This is a genomic window from Mesorhizobium sp. P2_E6, assembly GCF_056403835.1.
On sequence record NZ_JBFUEQ010000004.1, the window covers coordinates 99,858 to 126,013 of the forward strand.

Below are 26,156 nucleotides of genomic sequence, written 5' to 3' on the forward strand. Positions count from 1 at the left end.
CAGCGTTTGCAGGCCGGCATCACTTGGATATTAACAAACCCTATTGCGTGTCGGCATTCGCCTTCAGCTCCGACCGCTTCTCGTCCGACACCACGGCGAGGTCGAGCACCTTTTGCAGGCCGGCGGCGTGGCGGAAGCTGGGCTCGCCCTGCACCCCGCTGGTGACGGCGTCGACAAAACGCTGGTAGTTGGTTGGCACCGAGCCGGCGTCGAGCTCTTCCCATTTGGCGTTCTCGACATTGTCGCCGACGCAGGCCTTGAGCAGCGAGCCGTCGAGATTGTGCACCACCTCGATGCCGCCCTTGTCGCCATAGATGCGCAGGCGCAGTTCGTTGAGATGGCCGGTCGCCCAGCGGCTGGCATGCACCACGCCGAAGGCGCCGTTGGAAAAATCCAGCGTCATGGCGAAGCTGTCATTGGCGTCGAGTTCGTAGTCGCCGATGCGATTGCCGGGCGCCTTGTCGAAGGCGCGCAGCCGGCAGAAGACATGGTCGATGTCGAGAGCGGCACCATAGCTGGCGAAATCGAGGATGTGGATGCCGACATCACCGAGCACGCCATTCGAGCCATGGCCTCGCGACAGTCGCCAGAGCCATTTCGGATCGGTGTGCCAGTCGCCCCAGAATTTCGACACCAGCCAGCTTTGCAGATAGGACGCTTCGACATGTCTGACCGTGCCGATTTCGCCCGCTTGCACCATCTGGCGGGCCTTCTGCAGCGCCGCGACATTGCGATAGGTGAGGTTCACCATGTTGACGATGCCGGCAGCCTCGGCGGCATCGGCCATCTCGGTGGCCTTGCCGAAGTTCTCGGCCAGCGGTTTCTCGCACAGCACCGGCTTGCCGGCGGCGATCAGCGCCATGGTGGTGGGATGATGGATGCGGTCCGGCGTGACATTGGCCACCGCATCGAAGCCGCCCCATTTCAGCGCCTCCTCCAGTGAGGTGAAGCGGTTGGGGATGTTGAAGCCGTCGGCGAATTCGCCGACGCGCGCCGCATCGACATCGACGGCACCAACGATGTCGACGCCCTCGATGGCGCCGAACCGCCTTGCATGTTCCTGCGCCATCCAGCCGGTGCCGAGTATCAAAAGCCGCATTTCTTGCTCCTTGGAATATTCAGAATCCGTCGTCTCAGAGGCGCTGCCAGATCGCCTTCAGCGGCGAACGCATGGCTTGCTCGATCGCCCGCAACTGCTCGCTGGCCAAGGAGGTCACTCCCGGATTGACGACCGTCAACGCGCAGACACCGAACGCCGCCGGCCAGACGTAGCGCAGATCGTTCAGCGACGCAGGCTTCTGGCAGCACGGCGTGGTGACGGACAGGTCGGCGAAGCCTGCCGCCAAGGCCTGGTCCATGGCACCGCCCCACCATTCCTCGATGTCGCCGCCGCAGAACGGGCAATGGACGCTTTCCGTATTTGCTCCGGCGTCGAAAAACGTCACCCCCTCTTCGGATTCGACGGCGACATGCTCAGCCTGCGGGAACAGTCCGCGCGCAACATTCACGGCCGCGGTGGCAGCCGGCTCGTCGGGGTGCCAGTGCGGATCATGAGGCACAAGGCGCAGATAGGTGTCGGACATTGTGCTCCTCCCGGTCGGCGCCTCAGATAGCGCGGATGATGCCGCCGTCGACGCGGATGTTCTGGCCGGTGATGTAGCCGGCGCCGTCGGACGCGAGGAAGGCGATCGTCGCGGCGACCTCTTCCGAGGTGCCGTAGCGCTGCATCGGCACGCTGTCGCGGCGCTCCTCGGTGGCCGGCAGGCTGTCGATCCAGCCGGGCAGCACGTTGTTCATGCGCACATTGTCTGGTGCATAGGTGTTGGCGAAGATCTTGGTGTAGGCGGCAAGCCCTGCGCGGAACACCGCCGAGGTCGGGAACATCGGGCTCGGCTCGACCACCCAGGCGGTCGAGATGTTGATGATGGCGCCGCCCTTCTGCTTGACCATCTGCGGTGCCACGATGCGCACCGGCCGGATGACGTTGAGCAGATACACATCCATGCCGGTGTGCCACTGCTCGTCCGTGATCTCGAGGATCGGCGCGCGCGGCCCGTGACCGCCGCTGTTGACCAGCACGTCGATGCGGCCATAGCGCTCCAGCGTCAGGTCGACGAGGCGTTGCAGATCGTCATTCGATTGGTTGGAGCCGGTGACGCCGAGCCCGCCAAGCTCCTTGGCCAGCGCTTCGCCCTTGCCGGACGAGGACAGGATCGCGACGTTGAAGCCATCCGCCGCCAGGCGCTTCGCCGCCGCCGCACCCATGCCGCTGCCGCCAGCCACAACGACAGCTGTTTTTTCTGAACTCATCTGATTTTCCTTCTTGGGTTGGCGGGCGCGAGGCCTTCGCAGTTGGCGGTGTATAGCCGGTTTCGTCAGCCAGTTCGAACCAGAAAGCCTGAACCAGCATGCAGAAAAACTCTCCCATGCCGCTGCGAGTTCAGACAGGCAGCAGGGCGTCGGGCTTCACATTGGCGATCGAGGCATAAGTGTGCGTTTCCCGGACGCCGGGCAGCGGCAGGATGACCCGCTGCAGGAAATCCTGGAACACCGTCATGTCGGCGATGCGCGCCTTGACCAGATAGTCGAAACCGCCGACCACCATGTGGCATTCGATGATCTCGGGCGCCTGCAACACCGCCTCGGCGAAGCGGTCGAAGACTTGCGGCGCTGTGTGGTCGAGCCGCACCTCGATGAACACGAGTTGTGCCTGCCCGATCCTGGCGGGATCGAGAATGGCACGCACCGCGCGGATGAACCCTTCGGCGAACAGCCGCTTGACGCGCTGCGCCGCCCCTGTCGGCGACAGGCCGACCCGCCGCGCCAGATCGAGCGTCGTGCGGCGGCCATCCTCCTGCAACAAGCGCAGCAGCGAGCGGTCGATACGGTCGAGATCGTCCATTTCAGGATTCACACATTTGAGCCAGGACTAGCGTGATAACCACGCCAAAATCGCAAAAACAGCATATTTCATCACGCCGCCAGATCGCAATACCGTTGCCGTGCACTCCAACCGACAACGAAAGCGTATCCCATGACAACTGCCCTATCGATCTCCCGCAGCGCCCAGGCCAAGGGCGATACACCAGTGCTCTTCTTGAGCGAAGCCGAGGTGAAAACCTGCATCGACCTTCGCCAGCTTCTCGAGGCGCTGGCCGGCGGCTTCAAGGCGCTGTCCGATGGCAAGGTCGTCAATCCGGCGCGGCCGCAGCTCGATATTCCCGATGCAGGTTATTCGCTGGCGATGCCGGCCTGGACGGCGGGCATGCATCTGACGGTGAAGATCGTCAACGTCTTCGAAGGCAACATTGCCAAAGGCATCCCCAGCCACCTCGCCACCATCCATCTGTTCGACCCGCAGACCGGCATGCCGGTCTGCGTCATGGACGGCACCTACATCACCGCGGTGCGTACCTCCGGCTCGGCTGTGCTGTCGGTTCGTGAACTCGCCCGGCGCGACGCCAAGGTGGCGACGGTGGTGGGCGCCGGCGTGCAGGCCGGCCAGCACTTGCACCTTCTGCCGCTGGTGCGCGACTTCGCCGAGATCCGCGTCGTCTCGAAGGAATTCGCGGATGCGCAGGCGCTTGCCGCGCAGCATCCGGGCGTCGTCGCCGTCAGCGATCTTGAAGCTGCGGTATGCTCGTCGGATGTCGTCTGCCTGGCGACGCATTCCTACGCACCGGTGATCTCGGCCGACTGGGTGCGGCCGGGCACCCATGTCTCGTCGGTGGGCGTCGCACCGCCCGGTGGCGAACTACCGGTCGACCTCATCAGGCGGGCAAGCCTGTTCGTCGAGACAAGCGAAGCCTTCGCCCCGACCCCGGTCGGCTCCTGCGAACTCGCCGGTCTCGATCCGCAAACCGGAACCGAACTCGGCGAAATGCTGCTCGGTCTACGGCCGGGACGCGTCAGCGCCGAGCAGGTCACCGTCTACAAGGCGATGGGCGTTGCCATGGAAGACATGGTGGCGGCCGACCTTGCCTATCGCGAAGCGGTTCGGCGGGGATTGGGGCGGGCTGTTACGTTGTAGCGGGCTGGCCGGGCTCACCGTTAAAGTCGGCGCTGCCCCTCATAGCCCGTACGATGGGCAGGCCGGTTGAATATCAACGCGCCTTGGGCAAGCCGGGCAGCATCTGGCTCAGCACGCGATCGCCAAGGAAGACGTGATGGAAGATGGCCGCGGCGGCGTGCAGGCCGGCGAGCCAGAGGATGATATCGCCAAGCGTGCCGTGGATGTCCGCCAGCGATCCGCCCGCACCCCACGGGCCGAAAAACGGACCGATGGCGCCGAGGCCGTAGACCGTCACCGGGTGGCCGCCGAACCATGCTCCGAGCATGGCGGTCGCTGGAACCGCGAACAGAAGCGCATAGAGCGCCCAGTGCGTCACCTTGGAGGCGACGTCCATCCATGCCGGCATCGGCGGTGCGTCCGGAACGCTGTCGAACAGGCGCCAGACCAGACGAGCGACCAGCAGCCAGAAAACGGCGAAACCGAGCGTCTCGTGAAGCAACAGGGTCGAGGCGCGGGCCTCGGAATAGACCCGTGCCGGCGGGCCGCCTTCGGAGACCAGGAAGGCGATGAGCACAAGCAGTGCCGTCAGCCAGTGAAATGCCTGGGCAAGGCTTCCGTAGCGGGTTGTCGTACCGGACAGCGACATGCAAAAGCTCCGTTGGACACAATTGTCGTCAAGTGAACATCCGAGTTTGCCGTTCATGTGGCGGCGACCTCGCGATGGCAAGGGCCACGCGGGCGACGGCAAGGGGCCGCGCTCGCGACGGCAAGGTGCCGCGCCGAGGTGGAACGCTCCGCCGGGATATGAGACGCTGACCGCCAAGCCTGACCAGGAGATGCAACGATGAAACCCACACTGCCGCTGCTGTTGAGCCTCAATGGCGGCTATGTCGACACAGCCGGGTTCCTGGCCCTGCAGGGCCTGTTCACCGCGCATGTGACGGGAAATTTCGTCACCCTGGGCGCCTCCCTGGTGCTCGGCATCTCGGGCGTGCTGGCAAAGCTTTTGGCGTTGCCGGTGTTCTGCATCGTCGTCATCCTGACCCGGCTGGCCGGCGAGCGCTTGCGCAGGCGGGGACGGCCGGCGCTCGGTGTGCTGCTGGCGGCCAAGCTGGCGCTGCTGATCGCGGGTGCTGCGCTGGCGATCCGCTTTGGCCCCTTCGCCAGCGGTGACGGTGCGGCTGCCATCGTCACCGGCATGGTGCTGGTCGCCGCCATGGCGATCCAGAACGCGGTGCACCGCGTCCATCTCGCGGCCGCACCGCCATCGACGCTGATGACCGGCACCACCACCCAGATCATGATCGACGTCAGCGATCTTCTGGGCGGCGTGAAGCCAGAGGCCCGCCCTGCCCTCATCGCCCGCCTGCGGCGCATGTCAGTGGCGGTCGCCGTGTTTGCCGCGGGCTGCGCTGCCGCGGCACTCGGCTTTGCCTTCGCCAATGTCTGGTGCTTCGTCGTGCCGCCAGTGATTGCGCTCTTTGCCCTGCTGCCGCAGCTTGCGGCGCCGGACGAGGAAACCAGCTAGCCCCCTTCATCCGTCCAGATCAGGCGCAGCAGGCGCAGCAGCGTAGCCCGCTCCTTCTTCGTCAGCCGATGCAGGAACCGGTCCTCGTGCCGGCGAACCCGCCGCCGCCATCCGGGCATGGCCTCCCTGGCGGCCGGCGTCAGGGCGAGCATCTGCACGCGCTTGTCGCCGGCATGGTCGTCACGCTCGACCAGCCCACGCTCTTCCAGTTCGGCAAGCAGCGGTGCCATGTTGGCGCTCTTCATGCCGAGCAGGCGGCAGAGCTCGGCGGCGCGGATGCCGGGCTTCTCGTCGATCAGCGCCAGCATGCCATAGGTGACCGGGCGCAGAGCCGCATCGGCCAGTTCCACCGCGAAATCGTTGAGCGCAACGGCCGAGGCGCGTTTGAGATTGTAGCCGATCTGCGCATCGAGCGCGTCTTTAGGTGTCGCGCTTGGCGCGCCGCGACTGGTGCGAGCCTCGTCCATGCTGCAACCGATCGCCGCGATCAAGGTCCTTGTCAAGCGAAAAATACTATGCGACATAGCAAATATAATCGCTATGCTGCATAGCAATTGTCACCAATGCAGCAGTGAAACGGGAGGACCCGACCATGACCGAAGAGACCGTTGCCTTCGACGTCGAGAACGGCATCGCCTGGGTGCGCTTCAACCGTCCGGACAAACGCAATTGCATGAACCCGGCGCTCAACCGGCGAATGATGGAGGTTCTCGACGAGTTGGAATTCCGCGACGATGTCGGCGTGCTGGTGCTGTCGGGCGAAGGCAGCGCCTGGTCGGCGGGCATGGACCTCAAGGAGTATTTCCGCGAGACCGAAGCCAAGGGCCTTGGTGCCATCCGCAAGGCGCAGTCCGAAGCCTATGGTTGGTGGCGGCGGCTGCGCTGGTACGGCAAGCCGACCATCGCCATGGTCAATGGCTGGTGCTTCGGCGGCGGCTATGGCCCGCTCTTCGCTTGCGATCTCGCCTTCGCAGCCGACGAAGCGCAGTTCGCCCTGTCCGAGATCAACTGGGGCATCCTGCCCGGCGGCGGCGCCACCAAGGTGGTGGTCGACCTCCTGTCGATGCGCGACGCCATGTACCACGCGCTGACCGGCGAACTCATCGACGGCAGGAAGGCCGCCGCCTGGAAGCTGGTCAATGAAAGCCTGCCGCTGGCGGATCTGAAGGCGCGTGTCACCGAGGTCGCCACCCTCTTGCTGAAGAAGAACCCGATTGCCCTGAAGGCGACCAAGGACGCCATCCGCCGCGTCGCCGAGATGACCTACGACAATGCCGAGGACTATCTCGTGCGGGCGCAGGAGGCGGCCAATTCCCACGACAATGAGGGCCGCAAGGAAGGCATCCGCCAGTTCATCGACGAAAAGAGCTACAAGCCGGGTCTCGGCGCCTACGACAAGGCAAGGTGATCCGCAAAGCACAGGCAATCCTGGGGAGGAGACGCAGATGCCGGCCTGGACGACATCAGACCCCGTGGCTCTGCACGCCAGGGCGCAGCCGGATCGTCTCGCTTGTGTCGACCTGGCCACCGGCCGGCGCTGGACCTATTTCGCGCTGGACGAAACCGTCCAACGTGCAGTCGGCGTTCTCGAAGGCGGCCATGGCATCGCGGCTGGGCAACGGATCGCGACGATAGCCCGCAACTGCGCCGATCTCTTGATCCTGCAGCAGGCCGCGATGCGGCTCGGCGCCATCTTCGTGCCGCTCAACTGGCGGCTTGCCAGCGCCGAGCAGAAGACGATCCTCCAGGATTGCGAACCGGTGTTTCTGTTGCATGACTCGGCCCTCGATATGACGCTGCCCAAAGGCTGCAGGCCGGTCGAAGTCGCTGCCTTCGCGGCGGCGGTCGAGGCGCATCCGCCGGCAGCGCGCCGCCCGTTGCCGGCGGACGATACGCCGTCGATCATCCTCTACACATCCGGCACGTCGGGCCGGCCGAAAGGGGTTATTGTCACCGAGCGCAACGCCTTGGCCACCGCGATCAATTTCGGCGTGCTGGGGCGGGTCGGCAACGCCAGCATCTTCCTCTGCGACGCGCCGATGTTCCATGTCATCGGCCTCATCACCAACCTGCGGCCACCTCTGCTTCAGGGTGGCACGGTGCTGATCTCGCCCGGCTTCGATGCCGGCCTCACCAACCGTCGCCTTGCCGATCCCGCGCTTGGCGTCACCCACTATTTCTGTGTGCCGCAGATGGCCAGAATGCTGCGCGACCATCCGGATTTTGCGCCCGCGAACTGGACTTCGCTCACCGCCATCTTCACCGGCGGAGCGCCAAACCCCGCCGCCGATATCAACTGGTGGCTGGCGCAAGGTGTGTGCATGGTAGACGGCTTCGGCATGACGGAAGCCGGCACCGTGCTTGGCATGCCGGTCGAGACCGACCGGATCGCCCGCAAGGCGGGTTCGGCGGGTCTTGCGGCGCCGGCGATCTGCCTGCGCATCGTCGACGACGATGGCCGCGACGTCGCCGCCGGCGAACCTGGCGAGATCTGGCTGTCCGGCCCCGGCATCACATCGGGCTACTGGAACCGGCCGGAAGAGACGGCGCGCGCCTTCTCCGCCGATGGCTGGTTCCGCACCGGCGACATCGCGCGGCAGGACGGCGAAGGCTTCGTCACCCTCGTCGACCGCCGCAAGGACATGTTCATTTCCGGCGGCGAGAACGTCTTTCCGGTCGAAGTCGAGATGGCGCTGCTCGATCATCCCGATATTGCCGAAGCGGCCGTGATCGGCGTCGCCGACCAGCGTTGGGGCGAAGTCGGGCGCGCCTTCGTGGTGGTCAAACCCGGTCGCGTTGTCGACCCGGCCGATCTGGCAAGCCACTGCGGCGCCCGTATCGCCCGCTACAAGGTGCCGAAGGAGTTCTTGCTCACCGATACGCTGCCGCGCACCGCATCCGGCAAGATCCAGAAACACATTTTACGCGGCTGGACATCACCGACCAGCGGGCAAGCCTGAGGCTCGACCGTTTAGCCCGCAGGCGCGGACCGAAAAGTCGCCACGGCCGCCGCAACGATTTCCGCATTGTCCCTGGCCACGCTGCCATCGGCGAGCGTCTTGCCGTCCTCCAGACCGACCCGCGTCGACCAGCGCTTGCGATGCGCAAGCGCGACGAACGGCCAGACCGTGGCGTCGACGCCGTGCAGCAGGATCGGCCGCCGCACCCCGCCCCGCTCGAGCACGGTGGCGATGCCATGGGCCTCGTCCAGTGCAGCCGGCAGGTCCTGGATGTCGATCTCGATCAGGATGCGCAGCACGCGGCCGTGGTCGGCAAGACCGACGAAACGTTCGGCATCGGCTGTTGTGGCAAGCCCCGCTTCGATGCCGACGCCGCGCTGGCGCAGCAGCTCCATCACCCCAGGCGCATCAGCCTCCGACAAATTGACCGACGCATAGTCGGGCAGTTCCTGCCAAGCGCCGATCGCGGCGCGGGTCCGCTCGACATCGTTCTCGATCCAGGCGCCGGTCGACACGCCAATCAGCGTGCCCGGGCAGGCCCGGCGCACCGCCAGCACAGTGGCATTGACCGCCGCCAGGCTTTCGCGTTCGTCAATGCGCGGATGGATGTGCAATTCGGCCGCACCGGCGGCGACACAGGCCACCGCGTCGCTCGCCATCGCCTGTGCATCGAGCGGCAGCCTGGGGTGGAAATCACGTGGGCGCGCGCCGTTGATGCAGGCCTGGACGATCATCGATCTCACCTCGGACAGGGGAGGTCGCAGTCTAGCCGCGCAGCAAGACGCGGCAAAGAGCTGGAGACTTCGCTCCTGACAGCGCGCGCAACATTCGCGGCATTTGAATAAAAGCCGCCTGTGGATATTTACCCCGCATTCCGCCAGGCCCGCCAAGATAGATTGGGGCGGGATCATGGAGAGACCATTGACCAGTGATTTTTCAGCGGCCCGCATCCACCTCGAACGCGCCTATCACTATCTGCAAGGCAGTGACGAGACGAGCCGCATGGCATGTGAGGCCCTCGATCTGTTGATCGAAACGGTGGCAGAGGCACAGCACAGGCCATCCGAGGCTGGAGTGCTGGAATTTCCGCAATCGACGGCGCGGCGAACCGCTTAAGATGTTTTGAGACTCAGGCCGGCTGGCCCGGCCTGAATCTCAACACACCTGAACCTCAATATACCTGGATATCAATATACTTGGATCACGATGCCTTTCGGGCCGCCACCACCCTGGTCGCGCGCGAAACGATCGCCTCCAGCGGTTCGGGCCGGTGCAGCAAGAACCCCTGGCCGAAGGCGACGCCCATATCGCTCAGCATCGTCAACGTGTCCTGCCGTTCGATCTTCTCGCCCACCACAGCGCAGCCCAGGCTGCGGGCAATGCTGGTGATAGCCAGCACGATCTCGCGGTCGAAGCGGCTTTGCGTGATGTGCTCGATGAAGGAACCGTCGATCTTGATCGTGTCGACGGGGAAACGCCTGAGATATTCGAACGAACTCATGCCGGCGCCGAAATCGTCGAGGCTGACCCGGCAGTGCCGCTCACGCGCCTTGCGCACGAATTGTTCTGCGGCGTCGAAATTCGTGACCGCGGCGGTCTCGGTAATCTCGAAGCCGATGCCCGAATGCGGCGCCCCGGTCTCCTCGATGACGCTGTCGACAAACGCCCACAATTGCGGATCGCTCAACGTCTGCGCCGACAGGTTGAAGCCGAGCGTCAGCGCGCCCGAGCGCAACGCCGCGCCGTGCCGCGACAGCGCGGTGCGGATGATCCAGCGGTCGAGCCTGGAAGCGATGCCGAACCGCTCGGCCACCGGAATGAACTCGCCGGGCGACACCAGGCGGCCATTGCGTGCGGTGAGCCTCGCCAGCACTTCGACATGGCGGCTCTCTTCCCAGGGCCTGCCCAGCAGATGGATTTCCTGGCCGAACAGTTTCAGCCGTCCGTCTTCCATGGCATCGACGGTGTCGGCGGCGATGCGCGCCGCATTCAGCCCGCCCGACCCCGATGCCGTCTTGACGGAGAACACAGCGAAACGGTTTCGCCCGGCAGCCTTGGCCGCGTAGCAGGCATCGTCGGCGCAGGCCAGCGCGTCGGCCACCGTGGTGCTAGCATCATCGACAAAGGCGATACCGATCGAGGCCGCCAGCTTGCGCGTCGATGCGGCCGGGCCGAGATCGGCTTCGCGCACCGCGCCAAGCACGGCGGTGGCGATCCGCTCGGCCTGCACGGCATCGCAATGCGGCACCACCAGCGCGAATTCGTCGCCGCCCAGCCGCGCCGCATGCGCCGATGGCGGCAGACAAGCACGGATGCCGGCGGCAACGCTCTTCAGCGCCAGGTCGCCGGCGGCGTGGCCGGCAAAATCGTTGAGCGCCTTGAAGTAGTCGAGATCGACATAGAACACGGCGAGCGGCGCACCTGCCGCGATATGGTCGGCAAGCAGCCGGTCGAAGGCGGAGCGGTTCCACAGGCCGGTCAGAGCGTCATGGCGGGCCGCGTAGGCGAGCTCCTGCTCGCGCAGCTTTTCCTCGGTGATGTCGCGCACCGTGCCGAGGATCTGGCCGGCAGCACCCGCGGCGGCGACGAAGCGGACCAGCGATTCGATGTGGCGGATCTCGCCGTCGCGCCTGATGATACGGTATTGATTGGCGATGACGGCGTCCGTTCCCATCGGTGCCCGGTGCGCGCGCTCGGTGGCTTCCTTGTCCTCGGGATGCAGATAGCTGTGCCAAAGGTCGGCCGTCACCTCGTCGGTGTCGGCGACGAGGCCGAACATGTCTCTGGTGCGGGTGTCCCAATAGCTCTTGTTGGTGGCGATGTCGTAGTGCCAGATGCCGGTGCCGCTGGCGGCGAGCGCCAGGCGGAAGCGCACATTGACCTTTTCGAGCTCGGCTTCGGCCGCCTTCTGCTTGGTGATGTCGGTCTGCACGCCCATCAGCCGCAGTGGCTTTCCGGAAGCGTCGCGCTCGACGATGCCACCGCGATCGAGCACCCATACCCAGTGGCCGTGCTTGTGCTTCAGCCTGAGTTCGGTCTCGATGGCGTCGGTCTGTCCGGCGATGTGGCGGTCGCCGCTGGCCAGCGCCCGCTCGCGATCGTCGGGATGGGTCAGTTGCAGCCACAGGTCACTGGTGTTGGCAAGTTCGCTTTCATCATAGCCCAGCATCCGCGCCCAGGTCGCTGAATAGAAGCACGCGCCGGTCGCAAGATCCCAGTCCCAGACACCAAGATGGGCGCGTTCCAGGGCCTTGGCCCAGAACGTTCCATTACGAGTTTTCTTGTCCTGACGCGCCATCGTCTGTTTCGCTCATCCCCACCAAGGGGCAATCTGCAGCAAAACCAGAGAAGAAACAGTTACCGAAGGAAGACTGCCCCAGAACGGCGATCCTGCGTTGCCAGCTTGCGTGAGCGTTGCCGGCACGTTCCCGCCTTTCGATTGGCCGGCAAGAACCGGAGTTTTGCCCCCAACGGATCGTCCTAGTGCTTGCCCAGGGTCATCGGCGAAGGCCGGTGATCCCCAAGACAAACAGAAAGAGGACCTCCCAATGACCAAACAGGAAGACAACAAGGCCGTCGTCGTCAGATGGTTCACCGACTTCTGGGGTGAAACCTGCGACCTGTCGGTGGTCGACGACATCGCCGCACCCGACATGCTGCTGAAATACTCGCTGCATGAGCCGCGCCGCGGCCGCGACGACATCAAGGCCTTCATGACCGACTTCCGCGCCGCTTTCCCGGACCTCAATTTCTGGGCCACCGCCGAGCTCATCGCCGAAGGCGACTATGTCGTCGGCCAGTGGGAGGGCGGCGGTACTCATGCCGGCCCGGCGTTCAACGATTTCCTCGTCGGTTCGCTGCCGGCCGCTACCGGCCGCACCATGCGCTTCACCGGCACCACCGTGCTGAAAGTGGTCGACGGCAGGATCGTCGAGGAGATCGGCCTCGACGACGGCGTCGCCGCCCTCACCCAGCTCGGCCTGGTCAAGGCCGCCTGATCGCTGGGCCATCGCCGTCCAGGCGATGGCCCCACGTTCAATCGCGGCCGAAGCCTGATGGAAAGGCCGCCTGCAACGGTCGAAAGCCTCGGATGGCGGCGAATGACGCAGGTGCGTTGCGGCGCAACATCGTTGTCAATGAATCCTTGCCAACAAATTGTGAATTATAACTGTGTGACGAATAAAATTTTACTTGGATACAAGTGTAACCAGTTGGTAATACATCGCCTGCGAAATACTCCATAACAATTTTCTGGGCAGCTGGCGGGATGTCCTCCGATGAATGCGCACACCGGGCAGCGCGGCGGCAATAGCCGCTCGTCCGCCCCTCTTGACCTGGACGTCGCGGCAACCAGGAGCGGTTGGCTGCTGACTGCCCTGTGTCTGACCTATGCCCTGACTGCTCTTTACCTGGAGCCGGATCGCTATCTGCATCTGGCGCATTCCTATGCCAGGCCGTTCGTCTTGTTGTTGCCCACGCTTCTGGCGGCTGGGCTCGGCCTGGCGGCGCTGACATTTGCCAGGCGCAACCCGACCAGGTACATGCTCGACACGCTCAGCCAGAGTTGGCTGGCAGCCACACCTGTCATCGTTTTGTTCTATCTCGGCATCACCGCCTTCACCACCCTGAAGGTCGCCATCCCGGACGTCGTGCCGTTCTACGCCGACCGCGCCCTGGTGGAGCTTGATCTTTGGCTGCATGGCACCGATCCGTGGACTTGGGCGCACAGCGTCGTTCCCGAATCGTTCTCGGCCGTGATTTTCGCCGGCTACGCATATGTTTGGCATGTCCAATGGTTCGGCATTTTGCTGTTCGTCGCCTTCTGGCGCGATCCAGTCAGGCGCTTGCGCTATCTATGGGCGTTCGCGCTGACGACGATCCTGTGCGGCACCGTTCTTGCGACCTTGCTGTCGTCCGCCGGCCCGATATTCCACGACCAGTTCTACGGCGGTGACCGGTTTGCCGGACTGCGAACCGCCCTGACTGAGAACGGCTCCGCCGCACCGGTTTATATCTATGCCAACTATCTGCTTGCAGCCTACAGGAGCGGACGTCCTGAGCTGGGCAGCGGCATCTCAGCCATGCCAAGCATGCATGTCGCCTTCGTTACGCTCAACGCGCTCTTCCTGACCGGTTTCGGTCGTCGCTGGGCCATCGTCGGCTGGTCCTTTGCGGCCTTCATCCTGTTCGGCTCGGTCTATACCGGCTGGCACTATGCCGTGGATGGCTACCTCTCGATCCTTGTCGTCTCCCTGCTCTGGTATGTGACGGGGCGTTTGCTCCTGCCGCAAACGAGCCGGGACATCGCCGAGCTGGGATCGGCGATCCCCGATCCGGTAGCACAATGACCGGGCCTGGCTGACGCCGGACAGCCGCGCCCCACAGGCCTCGGGCGAGTGGCCAGGCGGCATTGGCGCCGCCTGGCCATTGCCGGCTACTGGCTCGGCGCCATCGCGTGTTCGCATGACACTTTCGGGTTCATGTCGGCGAAGGTGCCGGTCGGGTTGCCTTTCCAGGCCCAGACATGCAGTTCGTAGAACGCGCCCAGGCCATAGCGATTGGGCGCGCTGTTGAAATTGAACAGCTGTCCGTCCAGCGACGCCGGCCCTTTCGAGGTGATGTATTCGACGGCCACCAGCCTCAGCGTGCCGTCGGCCATCGGCTCGTACATCACGGCTTCGGGACGGGCGATGTCGATCTTGTCATCCTTCAGATACTGGCCGCTGACGTAGTGGATGCCCATGGCGCCGCCGGTGATGCCGCTGGCGCAGGGAATAGGCGCATAGCCCTCGGCCGTCGCGGCCTTGACGTCGACAAACCGGCTGTTGGCAGCCCGTACCTTGTCGGCCAGCGGATTGGGGCCGGACGCAGCTGCTTCCTGATGGGCCTGCGCGAATGCGGTGCAGACGGCCAGCATGGCCCCCGCCATGAGAAGCCTGTTTCGGAAGTTCGATATCATGTTCATTCCATTCTTCTTGAAAAAGCACAGCTGGCAGGCGGCCGAAAATACGGAGGCCCGACACGCAAGCGCTGTGACTGTTGTTGCTTGGAGATCCAGCAATCGATGCGACGAATGCCGGGAACGGTCATCCCTTCGGCAGATACGGGATCGTTCCGGCCAGATCGGTGTTGTCGATCATCTGGAAACGGCTGTCGCTGCCATCCTGTCGGGCCGAAACGAAGGGCGCATACGCCGGATCGTTGGTGAAGGCACGCGCCGCCGCTTCCGACGGGAACGCCATCAGGGCGATCAGCGTGGTGTCGAGCGGCTTGCCTTCGAGCGTCTTCACATTGCCGCTGCGCGACAGGTATCTGCCGCCATGCTTGTGGACGAGATCGTGCACCGAGGCGGCATAGGACGGCATCCACTGCGGGTCCTTCACCTTGATGTCTGCGATGATGTAAGCGGTCATGGTCGTCTCCTGGTTGTGGCGCAAGGGGTATCCCGTGCACCGGCCAAGAGGTCGCATGGCAGGACGCCGGCCAACCAGTCCGCGATCTGTACTGGGGTGGTACAGTTTCCGTACTGGCCGCTTCCTTCATGAAGGCCTAATATTCAGCTCAGGTTCGAGGGAGAGGCACCAATCATGACCCAGCACGGATACAAGCAGTTCTGTCCGCTATCGATGGCAGCCGAGGTGCTCTGCACCCGCTGGACCATGGTTCTGCTGCGCGAACTTGTGGCAGGCTCGACCCGTTTCAACGACCTGCGCCGCGGCGTGCCGAAAATGTCACCGACCCTTCTGTCGCAACGGCTCAAGGAGCTCGAACTGGCCGGGATCATCGAGCGCAAGGAAGTGCCGGGCGAGAAAGGCATCTTCGAATATCGGCTGACGGAAGCCGGCAGGGATTTGCGCCCAGTCGTCGAGGCGATGGGCTTCTGGGGACAGAAATGGGTCGAGTCCCGGCTGTCGCTGAAAAACCTCGATCCGTCGTTGCTGATGTGGGACATGCGGCGCAACCTGAACCCCTCGCCGCTGCCCGATGGGCGCACGGTGATACAATTTCTGTATCAGGAGCTACCGGCGTCCAAACGGTCGTGGTGGCTGATCGTCGAGAAGCACGGTGAGGTCGATCTGTGCTGGTACGATCCGGGCTTTGACGTCGATCTCTACGTCTCGACCGACTTGCACACGATGACGGCGATCTGGATGGGGTTGATCACGGTCGAGAAGGCCGGGGCAAAGGTCGCGTTGACCGGCGACCAGCACATCGCGAGGAAAATGCAGACCTGGTTGGGTCTCAGCCCATTTGCGATCGAACCCAAGCGGGCGGCGTAGCAACGACGGCTCGGGCGACGGCGGTCGGCGGCGCTTGGCAGTCCGGCGACGGCTCAGGCGCGCTTGCGGCCTCTGGCATTTGCAAGATGGTAGGGCTGCACGAGGACATCGGCGGGAATGTTCCATTCCTTGTTCAGTTTGAAGATCATATCCAGGGTCAAGGCGCGCTTTCTGTTCAGCACCTCAGTCGCCCGAGGCGACGACCCGATCACCTCGGCCAGAGCCTTTCGCGACAGGTTGAACAGTTCCATGTGTGAGTGAATAGCTTCGACGGGATCGGGTGCCTTAATCGGATAGTGCTTATCCTCATAAGCTTCGATCAGAGTTGCGAGAATGTCGAATCGGTCACCATCGAGGGAGCCAACCTCCGGCTCATTCTCGAAATACTTGGTGATTTCGGCGATCGCCCAATCGTAATCGGCTTCGGTCTTAATGGGTCGAATATTTTCCATCACACCTTCTCCGGATCAATCTTGTCATACTCTTTGTGTGTCCCGACGAATTTGATCAGAACGCGGTGAAACTTGTAGGCGACGTGGACAATCAAGCGAAACTTATTGCCGCCGATGTCGAAAATGACGCGATTGTCACCCACGAAGTCGACTGTCGCCCCAAACGCGTCCTTGATGTCAGCCGGGGTCTTCCAATCAGCATTGCCAACAGCCACATACCAAGCTGTCAAAGGAGCTTCGGCCTGGTTGTGTTTGGCCCAAAAGTCCTTCAGGGCTTTCTTGGCAATTATCTGCATGGCCTGATATAGCAAGTTCCCAATTTGGGAACAAGAGGGTTTCCCCAATCAGGAAAGGCAGTTATGAGGCTTGCGCCTCCTGACACTTGGCAGGAAACGGGTGGCGAGGCCGGCTTTTGGCGGCTTCAATGCCGGGCATGTTCATCACCCTGGCCAAGAATCTGAAATCCACGCCGCTGCCGGTTGCCGACGATCCGCGCTGGGCGCGCATCGTTTCGCGTGACAAATCGGCCGACGGAGAATTCTGGTATTCGGTGGCGACGACCGGCGTCTATTGCCGGCCCTCCTGCCCGTCACGACGCGCCAACCCGAAGAACGTGCAATTGCACGACACTATGGACCAGGCGAAGGCGACCGGCTTTCGTCCGTGCCGGCGCTGCAATCCGGATGGCCCGTCGCTGGAGGCCGGGAACGCCGCGATGGTCGCCGACGCCTGCCGCAGGATCGAACGGAGCGAGGAAGAACCGTCGCTCGCCGAACTGGCGGCCGCCGCCGGGCGCAGCGCCGGCTATTTCCACCGCGTCTTCAGGGCCGTCACCGGGCTGACGCCGAAGGACTATGCCGCCGCGCAGCGCGCCGCCCGCATCCGCCAGGGCCTTGAGGACGGCGCCAGCGTGACATCGGCGATCTATGATGCCGGCTTCAATTCGAGCGGACGTTTCTACGAGAAATCGACCGGCATGCTCGGCATGACGCCGACGCGCTATCGCGCCGGCGGCGCGCATGAAGAAATCCGCTTTGCCGTCGGCGAATCCTCGCTCGGCGCCATCCTGGTCGCATCGAGCCAAAAAGGCGTCGCCTCGATCCTGCTCGGCGACGAGCCGGACACGCTGGTGCGCGACCTGCAGGACCGTTTCCCCAGGGCGCGGCTGATCGGCGGCGACCGCGACTATGAGGCTCTGGTCGCCCGCGTCGTCGGTTTCGTCGAAGCGCCGGCGCTTGGCCTCGACCTGCCGCTCGACGTGCGCGGCACCGCGTTCCAGCAGCGCGTCTGGCAGGCCTTGCAGGACATCCCGGTCGGCCACACGGTTTCCTATGCCGAGATCGCGGAGCGCATCGCTGCGCCAAGGGCGGCCCGCGCCATAGCCGCCGCCTGTGCGGCCAACAGCCTTGCCGTCGCCATTCCCTGCCACCGCGTGATCAGGAAAGACGGCGCGCTGTCCGGCTACGCCTGGGGTGCGGAGCGCAAGCGCGCGCTGCTCGACCGGGAGGCGGTGTCCGGCTCATCGGGCGGGGCGAGACCAGACCATCGGTCTTCTCAGACCTAGGAGACGCAATGCGCGCGATGGCCAGGTCTCCCGACACTACCGCTGATGGGAGCAGCCAAACCCGCGACAGTTCACGCGACCGGCGCGCCGATGACGCGAAATCACTGGTGATGACCGTCGTTAGCCAGATGGTCGATAATGGCAAGGTCGAGTGGAACCTGACCGCGACCGGCGAGATCGAGCTGCGGCTCCTGACCGGCGAAGTGTTCCTGCTCGGTGAAATCTCCGTCACCCGTGTCGCATGACAAAATGGGAATGGTTTCAATATCAGCGCTCTACGGCGCCCCCCTCTGTCCTGCCGGACATCTCCCCCACGAGGGGGGAGATCGGCTGTCACCACGACCTTGGCCAATCTCCAGCGTTGCAGGAAGAGAAGCCGGCGGCAGAACTGCCAATCTCCCTCCTTGTGGGAGATGTCCGGCAGGACAGAGGGGGGCGCCGTAGAGCACATACTTTTGCGCTCGCGATTTGAATTTGAAAGCAAGCACCGGAGTGAGGCACGGCCGGCATGCGACTAGGGTTCAGACACGGATAAAGGAGTGAAGGCAATGAACCCCATGCAAACTCGAACGGCAGTACAGACAGCGATAGCACGCAACGCTACCGCTACCCTCGACACCATCGCCTATGCCATTGGCCAGTCCGCGATCGGCAAGATCCTGGCGGCGCGCAGCGATATCGGCGTCTGCGCCATCCTGATCGGCTCGGACACCGACGCGCTCGAGCAGGACCTTGGCAATCGCTTCCCCGGCAAGATGCTGGTCGAAGACGAGACCGCCTTGCGCGACGATCTCACGGCGATAGCGCGCTTCGTCGAAACACCTAGCGCCGGTCTCGACCTGCCGCTCGACATGCGCCATGGCACGCCGTTCCAGCAGAGGGTGTGGGACGTGCTGCGCACCATCCCGTGCGGCGCCACCATCACCTACACCGCCCTTGCCCGCCGCCTTGGTCAGCCGAACGGTGCCCGCGCCGTGGCGACAGCCTGCGCGGCCAACGCCATCGCGATCGGCATTCCCTGCCACCGGGTCGTCCACACCGACGGCACGCTGTCCGGATACCGCTGGGGCATCGAGCGCAAGCGCGTTTTGCTCGACAAGGAGGCAACGCTATGAACGCCCATGCCAAGGTTGCCGCTTCCGTGGTCGAGGCCGCTGAGACGCGTGTCGCCGCGTACGACTGGCCAGCCCTTGCCACCGAGCTCGACGGCTTCGGCTGCGCGGTGATCGAAAAGCTGCTCTCGCCCGAGGAGTGCCGGCGGATCGCCGGCCTCTATCCTCATGAGCAGCACTTCCGCAGCCACATCCACATGGCCAGGCACGGCTTCGGCAAGGGCGAGTACCGTTATTTCCGCTATCCCTTGCCCGACCTCCTGGGCGGCTTGCGCAGCGCGCTCTATCCCAGGCTGGCCGGCGTCGCCAATCAGTGGAACGAGCGCATGGGGCAAGCCATGCGCTATCCAGCGACGCATGCCGAGTTTCTCGAACAGTGCCATGCCGCCGGCCAGACCCGGCCGACGCCGTTGTTGCTGCAGTATGTACCCGGCGACTTCAACTGCCTGCACCAGGACCTCTATGGCGACCTCGCCTTCCCGCTGCAGGTGGCGATCCTGCTTTCCGAACCGGGCGAAGATTTCACCGGCGGCGAGTTCGCGCTGACAGAACAGCGGCCGCGCATGCAGAGCCGTGTCGAAGTGGTGCCCTTGCGCCAGGGCGACGCGGTTGCCTTCGCCGTCCACAACCGGCCGGTGCAGGGAACCAAGGGCAACTACCGCGTCAACTTGCGCCACGGCGTCAGCCGCCTGCGCTCAGGCATGCGCCACACGGTCGGCATTATTTTTCACGACGCCAAGTGAGGCCGACTTCATCCGGCGTCGGCGGATGCCATATCCAGGATCCAGGGACACGCATAGTAGTCGCTGATATGATCGATCACGCCGCCGTCGGCATGGATCCGCACCAGATACGCCAGCCGCCAGACCACGCCATGCAGCCTGTCGACGAGCAGCACGTTTTCCCCTTCGAAGGCGCCTGGCCGTATGCGCCAGGGCAGCTCGCTGCGCTCAAATTCGGCGAAGTAGGGCGAGCTGGAGAGCAAGCCATTGTAGCAGTCCGAAACGCGCAGCCGGGCATCGGCGCTGGTCAGCGCCCGCACCCCGTCCCAGTCTCGTTTGTTGAACAATTCGACATAGCGGTCGAGCAGCCGCGCCAGTTCGGCATCGTGTAGCGGTGCCGCGATCGGCTGCGCCGGCAAGACGGCGAGCTTGGCGCGACCGCGGTTGAGCGCCGACTTGACACCGCCCGATGTCGAGCCGACCAGATCGGCGATCTCCTCAAGCGAATGGTCGAAGACATCCTTGAGCAGCACGCAGGCGCGCTCCTTCGGCGGCAAATGCACGACCAGCCGCTCGATGGCACGGCCGGCGCCGGGACCGGCGGGCTCGACAGGCAGCACGATCTCGTCGCCGGCATAGCCGGCCTCGGCTCGCTGCCGGGCGCGGCGGCTCCTGATGAAGTCGATGCAGCGGTTGTGGGCGATACGGAACAGCCAGGGCCGCAGCGCCTGCGCATCGTCGAGCAATTCGATCTTGCGATAGGCCTCGAACAGCGCCTCCTGCATGATGTCCTCGCCATCGAGGGCCGAACCGGTCATGCGCGCGCAGTACCGGTGCAGCTTGACGCGCAGATGCGAAACCGTCTCCAGGAACTCTTTGTAGCGCTGGTCGAACAGGCCTTCGGGGTCAAGCCGCGGCTGCATCCCTTGTGCCGGTTCGACGGGTTTGCGGATCTGCTGGTTCATCGCGGCATATCGGTCAGCGTCACCACACCATTGCGCAAGTGCTGCACGTCCACAAGCACGAAGCTCGATACGACCAGCCGGCGCATGCTCACGCCGCTCTGTCGCTGGTAGCTGGCAAGCCCAGCCTCGGCCGCACCCAGGTGGCGAGGCGGCCGATCGCATCGTCGGCTTCCGGCGCCTTGCCGGCCATCATCTGGAAGGAATGCAGCATGCCGTCAAAGACGTCGAGCCGCGTCTCGAGGCCGGCCAGCCTGGCGCGCTCGGCGAACATGCGGCTTTCGTCGACCAGCGTCTCGTCCGCGCCGGCTTGCAGGAAGACAGGTGGAAAACCGCTGAGGTCGGCATAGAGCGCACTGACCAGCGGATCGAGCCGATCGCCATCGTCGATGAAGTTCGTCACCAGCCAGTCGACGGCAGCCTTGGCGAAAGCCGGGTCCTTGTCGCGGTTGGTCTCATAGCTGGCGCCAGTCAGCGCCATGTCGAACCAGCCGGAGATGATCAGCGTCGCGGCAGGCAGCGGCCTGCCTTCCGCACGAAGGCACTGCAGCACGCCATAGGTCAGCACCGCGCCGCAGGAATCGCCGGCAAGTGCGATGTGCCTGGTGTCGAAGCCTTGCCGGGTGCGGTCGGTGAGCCAGTTCCAGGCGGTCATCGCCGCATTGAGCTGGGCCGGATGCTTCGCCTGATGCGCCAGCGGATAGCCGTAGAGCAACGCCCGGCAGCCGACGGCCTTGGCCAGATGCCCGACCAGCTTGCGGTGCGTGTAGATCGAGCCGCCGATGAAGCCGCCGCCATGCGCGTAGAACAGCACCCGCTGCTCGTCCGCGCCCTTCGGCACGATCCACATCGCCGGCACGCCACCGGCATCGACCTCGATATAGTCGACGCCGCCGGGTTCGCCGGTCAGCGCCGTCCAATGCGTGTCGTTGTAGTCGATGATCGCTTGCGGACTAGTCAGTTGCCGGCATTGGCAGCCAGCGCCGCATAGTGGTTCCTGTTTGCCTCGCTCTGTATGCTCGCCATTATGGTCTCCCGGGGTTGCGGATCGCGGGCCGCGCGACCTTCGAAGCCTAGGACGAACGGGCGGTCGGAAAGGATACGTGGCCGCGGAAGTTTTTTCGCGCGCGGCTAGTGCTCGCCGCCAAACATTGCAGCATGACGCCGGGCGAATTCGACGAACGGCGTTGCCCGCACGCCGAACATCTCGTGCGTCGCCAGATGCACCCGCGATTTCGGCCGCCGCAGCCGCTCGGCCAGTTGCTCGTCCAGCGCATCCGCGAAGTCGGTTGGAATGCCGCCGGCCACCAGATTGCGGCGCCGCACTTCAGGGCTCACATTGACATAGCGAACCGACTTGCCAATCGCTTGCGATATCCGCGCCGCGACATCGCACATCGTCAGCGCCTCGGGCCCGGTCATGTCGAGGCTCTCGCCCGCATGGCCGCCATCGCGCAGCAGCCGAAAGGCAACCTTGGCGATGTCTTCGACATCGACCGGCGACAACTCGGTGTCGCCGAGTGCGAGGCGGAAAACGCCCTCGGCGGCAATGGTTGGCGCGTCGCGCAGATAGACCTGCATGAACTGGCTGGGGCGCAGATGCGTCCACGCCAAGCCTGCCCCTTCCAGATAGCGCTCGATCTCCTCATGCATCCGCGTGAAGCGGAATTTCGTCGCGTCATAGCCGATGTTGGATTCCGCGCCAGAAAACTTCACCACATGGGCGATACCGGCCTGCTTGCAGGTGTCGATGAAGCGGCACTGCGTTTCCGTCATGTCCTCGGCGGCGGTCGAAATCATCAGCACGCGGTCGATGCCGTCGAGTGCAGCGCCCAGCGTTTCAGGCCGGCGCATATCGCCCTCGACCAGTTGTATCCCGGCAAGGTCGTCGAGCCCCGCCGCCGAGGCACGGGCCGGGTCCCGCACCAGCGCCCTCACCTCATGCTTCTGCCGTGCGAACTCGCGCACGATCGCCTTGCCGTTCAGGCCCGTGGCGCCTGTCACCAGGATCATGGTCTTGTCTCTCCGTTCAGGATTGATGCGCCCGCCCTGCTGGCGACCGCACGTTGAAGACGAAGAGACGCAGGCAAAGGATTCCGCCCAAACATTTTTATCGGCGAGATGCCTCCGCCATGCCTCGGATCATGCCACTGGCGCGTAGCGGTTGACCACCATCCCGCAGGCATAGGCTTTCGAGCCGAGCAGCCGCAGGGTCTCGAAACCGCCCTGGTCGAAGATCCGCCGTCCCGCGCCCAGCACCGCCGGGTTGACGAACAACTGGAACTCGTCGACCAGCCCTGCCGCGATGAGTGAGGAGGCGAAACCGGCGCCGCCGAAGACGGCCATATCGCCGCCCTCGCCCGCCTTCAGCGCCTTGACCTCGCGCGGCAGGTCGCCGCTCGCCACCGTTGTGCGCTCCCACCGCGAGGCTTTGAGCCTGTCGCTCAGCACCACCTTTCGTGCTTCGACGACGCGTTGCGCAAAGGCATAGAACGGATCGTGCGGAAATTTCTTCGCCGCATTGCCCCAATGGGTCAGGTAACCCTCCTCGGCCATCTTGCGGCTGAGCAGGATGGTGTCGACGCCGGCGAAGACGGCGTTGAAGTCCCGCTTCAGCTCGCCGTCCCAGGCGCTGTCGTCGCCCCATTCCCAGAGCTGCCAGTGATGATCCTCGTCGGCGCCGACAAAGCCGTCGACCGACATCTGCATCTGCAGGATCAGTTTTTTCATGGTCATTCTCCGGTTTGTCCCACACTGACGAATGCTTTACTTCTGGAACCATTTGACGCACGGCGGAGAATGATGTCAATAGTAAATTGATTTAAAAATGGAACCATAGACATGTCGACCAAGGGAAAGTCCGGCTGCCCGATCAACCTGTCGCTCGAACTGCTCGGCGACCGCTGGACGCTGCTCATCATCCGCGACCTGATCTTCGCCGGGAAAAAGCATTTTCGGGAATTCCTGCAGTCCGACGAAGGCATCTCCTCGCGCACGCTGGCCGAGCGGCTGCAGACGCTCCAGGAAGAAGGCATCCTCAACCGCAGCGACGACCCGACCCACGGCCTGAAAACGGTCTACAGGCTGACAGAGGCCGGCATCGACCTGCTGCCGGTGCTGGCGACGCTCGGCGCCTGGGGCAGCAAGCACCGCAAGGCCGACGACAAGCTCGCCCGGAACGCCGATAATCTGGCGGCCGGCGGCAAAGCCGCTCTGGACCAGATGACGGTGGCGTTGTGGGCCGAGCATCTGGCGAGCACTTGATCGCCGAAGCTGTGGAGACGCCCGGAGGCCCACGCCAAGGCAGGGCGTTGCTCAGCCGCGCGGCGACAAATGGATAATCATCGGCCCTCATACTCATCGTGAAGACGGACCCAGTCGCCCAAAGTATGTGACGGCCCATTTTCATTGCGACCGACGGGAGTGAGGTCGAGATAGCTATATGTCCCGATCAGGTTCTCACCGCCACGGCCCCGCACCTGGAAAGTGCAATAGATCTTCCCATCCTCATCTTTGTAGAAAACGGTCGAGCCACCGCGATCTCTGCCTGTAATCGCGACCTCCTCAAAATTGAATAGCACCTTGCCCGAGTTGATCTGGTCCTCGGTGAACGATACCTGGAAGTCGAAATTGAAATCACTTCCGAATGACGACACCCAATCAAACTGCCAATTCATCCGCGCCTTGAAGTCCTGTAGCTCGGCGAGAGGAGCACGCGAGCAGACGGCCAGGGAGACGTCGTGATGCATCAGATGCTGGTTGGCGGCGTCGATGTGGTCGCAAAGGAATGAACAGCCGGTGCACCGATAGTCTGCATTGGGCGGAAACATGAAGTGATAAATGATCAGCTGGCTGCGGTTCTTGAAGAGATCGGCCAGCGATTTCCTTCCCTGGGTCGTGTCGAACTCGTAGGGCTTGTCGATCCGAAGCCATGGCAGTGCCCGTCGGTCCGCCGCGAGTTGTTGACGCTGGCGCGTAAACGCCTTTTCTTTCCCGAGATGCGCTTTGTGCGCTTCAAACCAATCCGTGTAAGGCGCGATGATGTGGTCGGTCATGTCGTCCTCCTTCCGCCTCTGGCGTATGCTGACGGTCTCGTTGCCTGTCTTTAAGACGTTGTTGAAAACCGCGATCCGACGTCACCTGTGCAATTTGTGCTGAAGAACGCGGCTGATGGCACCGGACGTCGACATTCAGCTTGACAGTCGTGCGCGCTTTGTTCTCTATATGTTCCAATCTATCAGCAACTGCGGATGTGCGGTCGGGATGGAAACGACAGCCACCATCCTGCATGCCGATCTCGACGCCTTCTATGCTTCGGTCGAGCAGTTGCTCGATCCGTCGCTGCGCGGCAAGCCGATCGCGGTCGGCGGCGGCGTGGTGCTCGCAGCCTCCTATGAAGCCCGCGCCTTTGGCGTGCGCGGCGGCATGCCGGGACGCAAGGCGCGCGAGCTCTGCCCGCATCTGATCTTCGTCGGCGGCAATTTCAGCGACTACCAGCGCCTGGGCGACGCCGCGATCAAGGTGCTCGACGACTTCACGCCCGTGGTCGAGCGCATCTCCATCGACGAGGCCTTTGCCGATGTCGCCGGCTGCACACACCTGTTCGGGTCCCCGCTAGAGATCGCCACGACCATCCGCCGCCGCGTCCGGGCCGAGCTCGGCCTACCGATCTCGATCGGCGTGGCGCGCACCAAGCATCTGGCCAAGATCGCCTCGCAGGTCGCCAAGCCCGACGGGCTGGTGGTGGTCGAACCCGGCACCGAGATCGCCTTCCTGCACGACCTGCCGGTCGGGCTGATGTGGGGCGTCGGCCCGGCGACGAAGGCGCGGCTGGCCGAAATCGGCATCGAGACCATCGGCCAGTTGGCCAGGACACACAGCGGCGCGCTGGCGCGGCTGCTCGGTCCCGCCGCCGGCGAAAAGCTGTCGGCGCTGTCATGGAACCGCGACCCGCGCAAACTGGAGGCGAAGCGCCGGGCGCACTCGGCCGGCGCGCAATCGGCACTTGGGCAAAAGCCTGCCGTGGCGCGGATCATCGTGCCCACTTTGCTGCACCTGGCCGACCGCGTCGCCAGCCGGCTGCGCGCCAAGGCAAGGCCCGGCCGCACGGTGACAGTGCGCGTGCGCTTTGCCGATCTCAGCGCTGTCACGCGCTCGATCACGCTTGACCAGCCGATTGCGGCGACCACGATGCTGGCCGAGATCGCCGGCGACCTGGTGCGCGGCTTGCTCGACGACCACCCGCACGAGAAGACGATCTCGCTGCTGGCGATCTCGGTCTCGCATCTCGAGGAAAGTGCCGAGTTGCAACTCGAACTGCCGCTCGGCCTCGCCGATGAGAAGCGCCGTCCGGGCACCCGAAAAGGCCTGGCACGCTTCGGTGCCGACCGCGCCATCGACAAGATCCGCGAGCGCTTTGGCAAGCAGGCGGTCGGCTACGGCACGGTGGCGCTGGAGGCCGCACGCTCCGTACCCGACGAATTCAGGGAATTGGCGCAGAAGGAGCTCTGAGGGCAGCCGAAGCCAATCGTGCCCTGCATATGACCGCGAGTTGTAACTGGTAG

31 protein-coding genes are annotated in these 26,156 nt (G+C 64.1%); 14 read left to right on the plus strand and 17 right to left on the minus strand.

Annotated features, from left to right (window positions below):
- Nucleotides 1–40: 40 nt before the first annotated feature.
- From AC1D08_RS11175 to AC1D08_RS11190, 4 genes are all read right to left on the minus strand, one after another.
- The gene (locus tag AC1D08_RS11175) at nt 41–1,099 is read right to left on the minus strand and encodes a Gfo/Idh/MocA family protein (protein ID WP_457150688.1); all 1,059 of its coding nucleotides are present in this window, start codon (nt 1,097–1,099) and stop codon (nt 41–43) included.
- A gap of 34 nt (nt 1,100–1,133) precedes the next feature.
- A complete protein-coding gene (locus AC1D08_RS11180; protein WP_477301694.1) occupies nt 1,134–1,583 on the minus strand; it encodes a hypothetical protein in 450 nt (149 codons plus the stop codon).
- Nucleotides 1,584–1,605: 22 nt separating this feature from the next.
- A complete protein-coding gene (locus tag AC1D08_RS11185; protein WP_457150686.1) occupies nt 1,606–2,310 on the minus strand; it encodes an SDR family oxidoreductase in 705 nt (234 codons plus the stop codon).
- A 130-nt stretch (nt 2,311–2,440) separates the two neighbouring features.
- Nucleotides 2,441–2,902, minus strand: a complete 462-nt coding sequence (locus tag AC1D08_RS11190) for an Lrp/AsnC ligand binding domain-containing protein (RefSeq protein ID WP_457150685.1) — start codon at nt 2,900–2,902, stop codon at nt 2,441–2,443.
- A gap of 132 nt (nt 2,903–3,034) precedes the next feature.
- On the opposite strand from AC1D08_RS11190, the gene AC1D08_RS11195 reads away from it, so the two are divergent.
- Nucleotides 3,035–4,030 (plus strand): ornithine cyclodeaminase family protein, encoded by a 996-nt coding sequence (locus AC1D08_RS11195; protein WP_457150684.1) that lies wholly within the window; start codon nt 3,035–3,037, stop codon nt 4,028–4,030.
- Nucleotides 4,031–4,103: 73 nt separating this feature from the next.
- Here the strand turns inward: AC1D08_RS11195 and AC1D08_RS11200 are convergent, their stop codons facing one another.
- Nucleotides 4,104–4,658, minus strand: a complete 555-nt coding sequence (locus tag AC1D08_RS11200; RefSeq protein ID WP_457150683.1) for a cytochrome b — start codon at nt 4,656–4,658, stop codon at nt 4,104–4,106.
- 198 nt (nt 4,659–4,856) lie between these two features.
- Between AC1D08_RS11200 and AC1D08_RS11205 the strand changes: the two genes are divergently transcribed.
- Nucleotides 4,857–5,540 carry a YoaK family protein gene (locus tag AC1D08_RS11205; RefSeq protein WP_457150682.1) on the plus strand — a complete coding sequence of 228 codons (684 nt, stop codon included), beginning with the start codon at nt 4,857–4,859 and terminating at the stop codon, nt 5,538–5,540.
- On the opposite strand, the gene AC1D08_RS11210 is transcribed toward AC1D08_RS11205, so the two are convergent.
- A complete protein-coding gene (locus AC1D08_RS11210) occupies nt 5,537–6,007 on the minus strand; it encodes a MarR family winged helix-turn-helix transcriptional regulator (protein WP_457150681.1) in 471 nt (156 codons plus the stop codon). The genes AC1D08_RS11205 and AC1D08_RS11210 overlap by 4 nt on opposite strands.
- A 125-nt stretch (nt 6,008–6,132) precedes the next feature.
- Here AC1D08_RS11210 and AC1D08_RS11215 point away from each other — a divergent pair, with 125 nt between their 5' ends.
- Both AC1D08_RS11215 and AC1D08_RS11220 read left to right on the plus strand, forming a co-directional pair.
- On the plus strand, nt 6,133–6,948 hold the full coding sequence (locus AC1D08_RS11215; protein WP_457150680.1) for a p-hydroxycinnamoyl CoA hydratase/lyase: 816 nt from the start codon (nt 6,133–6,135) through the stop codon (nt 6,946–6,948).
- A 37-nt stretch (nt 6,949–6,985) separates the two neighbouring features.
- Nucleotides 6,986–8,500: an AMP-binding protein gene (locus tag AC1D08_RS11220; protein ID WP_457150679.1), complete on the plus strand. Its 1,515-nt coding sequence runs from the start codon at nt 6,986–6,988 to the stop codon at nt 8,498–8,500.
- An 11-nt stretch (nt 8,501–8,511) separates the two neighbouring features.
- On the opposite strand, the gene AC1D08_RS11225 is transcribed toward AC1D08_RS11220, so the two are convergent.
- Nucleotides 8,512–9,234, minus strand: coding sequence for a 3-keto-5-aminohexanoate cleavage protein (locus AC1D08_RS11225; RefSeq protein ID WP_457150678.1), 723 nt, complete (start codon nt 9,232–9,234; stop codon nt 8,512–8,514).
- A gap of 187 nt (nt 9,235–9,421) precedes the next feature.
- On the opposite strand from AC1D08_RS11225, the gene AC1D08_RS11230 reads away from it, so the two are divergent.
- Nucleotides 9,422–9,616, plus strand: coding sequence for a hypothetical protein (locus tag AC1D08_RS11230; protein WP_167392369.1), 195 nt, complete (start codon nt 9,422–9,424; stop codon nt 9,614–9,616).
- A gap of 85 nt (nt 9,617–9,701) precedes the next feature.
- Here AC1D08_RS11230 and AC1D08_RS11235 read toward each other — a convergent pair whose 3' ends face one another.
- Complete coding sequence (locus AC1D08_RS11235) at nt 9,702–11,798, minus strand: EAL domain-containing protein (RefSeq protein ID WP_477301686.1); 2,097 nt, start codon at nt 11,796–11,798, stop codon at nt 9,702–9,704.
- Nucleotides 11,799–12,048: 250 nt separating this feature from the next.
- On the opposite strand from AC1D08_RS11235, the gene AC1D08_RS11240 reads away from it, so the two are divergent.
- Nucleotides 12,049–12,498: an ester cyclase gene (locus AC1D08_RS11240; RefSeq protein ID WP_457154611.1), complete on the plus strand. Its 450-nt coding sequence runs from the start codon at nt 12,049–12,051 to the stop codon at nt 12,496–12,498.
- A 279-nt stretch (nt 12,499–12,777) separates the two neighbouring features.
- A complete protein-coding gene (locus AC1D08_RS11245) occupies nt 12,778–13,848 on the plus strand; it encodes a phosphatase PAP2 family protein (RefSeq protein ID WP_477423123.1) in 1,071 nt (356 codons plus the stop codon).
- A gap of 86 nt (nt 13,849–13,934) precedes the next feature.
- On the opposite strand, the gene AC1D08_RS11250 is transcribed toward AC1D08_RS11245, so the two are convergent.
- The gene (locus AC1D08_RS11250; protein ID WP_457152610.1) at nt 13,935–14,465 is read right to left on the minus strand and encodes a hypothetical protein; all 531 of its coding nucleotides are present in this window, start codon (nt 14,463–14,465) and stop codon (nt 13,935–13,937) included.
- 121 nt (nt 14,466–14,586) lie between these two features.
- The gene (locus tag AC1D08_RS11255; RefSeq protein WP_095091320.1) at nt 14,587–14,913 is read right to left on the minus strand and encodes a DUF1330 domain-containing protein; all 327 of its coding nucleotides are present in this window, start codon (nt 14,911–14,913) and stop codon (nt 14,587–14,589) included.
- A gap of 174 nt (nt 14,914–15,087) precedes the next feature.
- Here AC1D08_RS11255 and AC1D08_RS11260 point away from each other — a divergent pair, with 174 nt between their 5' ends.
- Nucleotides 15,088–15,780: a winged helix-turn-helix transcriptional regulator gene (locus tag AC1D08_RS11260; RefSeq protein WP_457152609.1), complete on the plus strand. Its 693-nt coding sequence runs from the start codon at nt 15,088–15,090 to the stop codon at nt 15,778–15,780.
- Between the two features lie 53 nt (nt 15,781–15,833).
- Here the strand turns inward: AC1D08_RS11260 and AC1D08_RS11265 are convergent, their stop codons facing one another.
- Together AC1D08_RS11265 and AC1D08_RS11270 are read right to left on the minus strand one after the other, a co-directional pair.
- A complete protein-coding gene (locus tag AC1D08_RS11265) occupies nt 15,834–16,232 on the minus strand; it encodes a helix-turn-helix domain-containing protein (protein ID WP_184875228.1) in 399 nt (132 codons plus the stop codon).
- On the minus strand, nt 16,232–16,528 hold the full coding sequence (locus tag AC1D08_RS11270; RefSeq protein ID WP_457152607.1) for a type II toxin-antitoxin system HigB family toxin: 297 nt from the start codon (nt 16,526–16,528) through the stop codon (nt 16,232–16,234). The genes AC1D08_RS11265 and AC1D08_RS11270 overlap by 1 nt, the downstream gene beginning before the upstream one ends.
- Nucleotides 16,529–16,665: 137 nt before the next feature.
- Here AC1D08_RS11270 and ada point away from each other — a divergent pair, with 137 nt between their 5' ends.
- The 4 genes from ada (at nt 16,666) to AC1D08_RS11290 (ending at nt 19,651) form a co-directional block, all read left to right on the plus strand.
- Nucleotides 16,666–17,796 carry a bifunctional DNA-binding transcriptional regulator/O6-methylguanine-DNA methyltransferase Ada gene (ada, locus tag AC1D08_RS11275; protein ID WP_457152612.1) on the plus strand — a complete coding sequence of 377 codons (1,131 nt, stop codon included), beginning with the start codon at nt 16,666–16,668 and terminating at the stop codon, nt 17,794–17,796.
- An 8-nt stretch (nt 17,797–17,804) separates the two neighbouring features.
- Nucleotides 17,805–18,041, plus strand: a complete 237-nt coding sequence (locus AC1D08_RS11280) for a hypothetical protein (protein WP_457152606.1) — start codon at nt 17,805–17,807, stop codon at nt 18,039–18,041.
- 303 nt (nt 18,042–18,344) lie between these two features.
- Nucleotides 18,345–18,911, plus strand: a complete 567-nt coding sequence (locus AC1D08_RS11285; RefSeq protein WP_457152605.1) for a methylated-DNA--[protein]-cysteine S-methyltransferase — start codon at nt 18,345–18,347, stop codon at nt 18,909–18,911.
- Nucleotides 18,908–19,651, plus strand: a complete 744-nt coding sequence (locus AC1D08_RS11290) for a 2OG-Fe(II) oxygenase (protein WP_095091316.1) — start codon at nt 18,908–18,910, stop codon at nt 19,649–19,651. The genes AC1D08_RS11285 and AC1D08_RS11290 overlap by 4 nt, the downstream gene beginning before the upstream one ends.
- An 8-nt stretch (nt 19,652–19,659) precedes the next feature.
- Here AC1D08_RS11290 and AC1D08_RS11295 read toward each other — a convergent pair whose 3' ends face one another.
- The 4 genes from AC1D08_RS11295 to AC1D08_RS11310 form a co-directional block, all read right to left on the minus strand.
- Nucleotides 19,660–20,595 (minus strand): sigma-70 family RNA polymerase sigma factor, encoded by a 936-nt coding sequence (locus AC1D08_RS11295; protein WP_457152604.1) that lies wholly within the window; start codon nt 20,593–20,595, stop codon nt 19,660–19,662.
- An 88-nt stretch (nt 20,596–20,683) separates the two neighbouring features.
- A complete protein-coding gene (locus AC1D08_RS11300; RefSeq protein ID WP_457152603.1) occupies nt 20,684–21,442 on the minus strand; it encodes an alpha/beta hydrolase in 759 nt (252 codons plus the stop codon).
- A 281-nt stretch (nt 21,443–21,723) separates the two neighbouring features.
- On the minus strand, nt 21,724–22,605 hold the full coding sequence (locus tag AC1D08_RS11305; protein ID WP_457152602.1) for an SDR family oxidoreductase: 882 nt from the start codon (nt 22,603–22,605) through the stop codon (nt 21,724–21,726).
- 129 nt (nt 22,606–22,734) lie between these two features.
- Nucleotides 22,735–23,322: a dihydrofolate reductase family protein gene (locus tag AC1D08_RS11310; RefSeq protein ID WP_457152601.1), complete on the minus strand. Its 588-nt coding sequence runs from the start codon at nt 23,320–23,322 to the stop codon at nt 22,735–22,737.
- Between the two features lie 111 nt (nt 23,323–23,433).
- On the opposite strand from AC1D08_RS11310, the gene AC1D08_RS11315 reads away from it, so the two are divergent.
- Entirely contained in the window at nt 23,434–23,856 is a 423-nt protein-coding gene (locus tag AC1D08_RS11315; protein ID WP_457152600.1) for a winged helix-turn-helix transcriptional regulator, read from the plus strand.
- A 77-nt stretch (nt 23,857–23,933) separates the two neighbouring features.
- Here the strand turns inward: AC1D08_RS11315 and AC1D08_RS11320 are convergent, their stop codons facing one another.
- On the minus strand, nt 23,934–24,647 hold the full coding sequence (locus AC1D08_RS11320) for a DUF899 domain-containing protein (protein ID WP_477301667.1): 714 nt from the start codon (nt 24,645–24,647) through the stop codon (nt 23,934–23,936).
- Nucleotides 24,648–24,855: 208 nt separating this feature from the next.
- Here AC1D08_RS11320 and dinB point away from each other — a divergent pair, with 208 nt between their 5' ends.
- Entirely contained in the window at nt 24,856–26,103 is a 1,248-nt protein-coding gene (gene dinB, locus AC1D08_RS11325) for a DNA polymerase IV (RefSeq protein WP_457151759.1), read from the plus strand.
- The last annotated feature ends 53 nt before the right edge of the window (nt 26,104–26,156 follow it).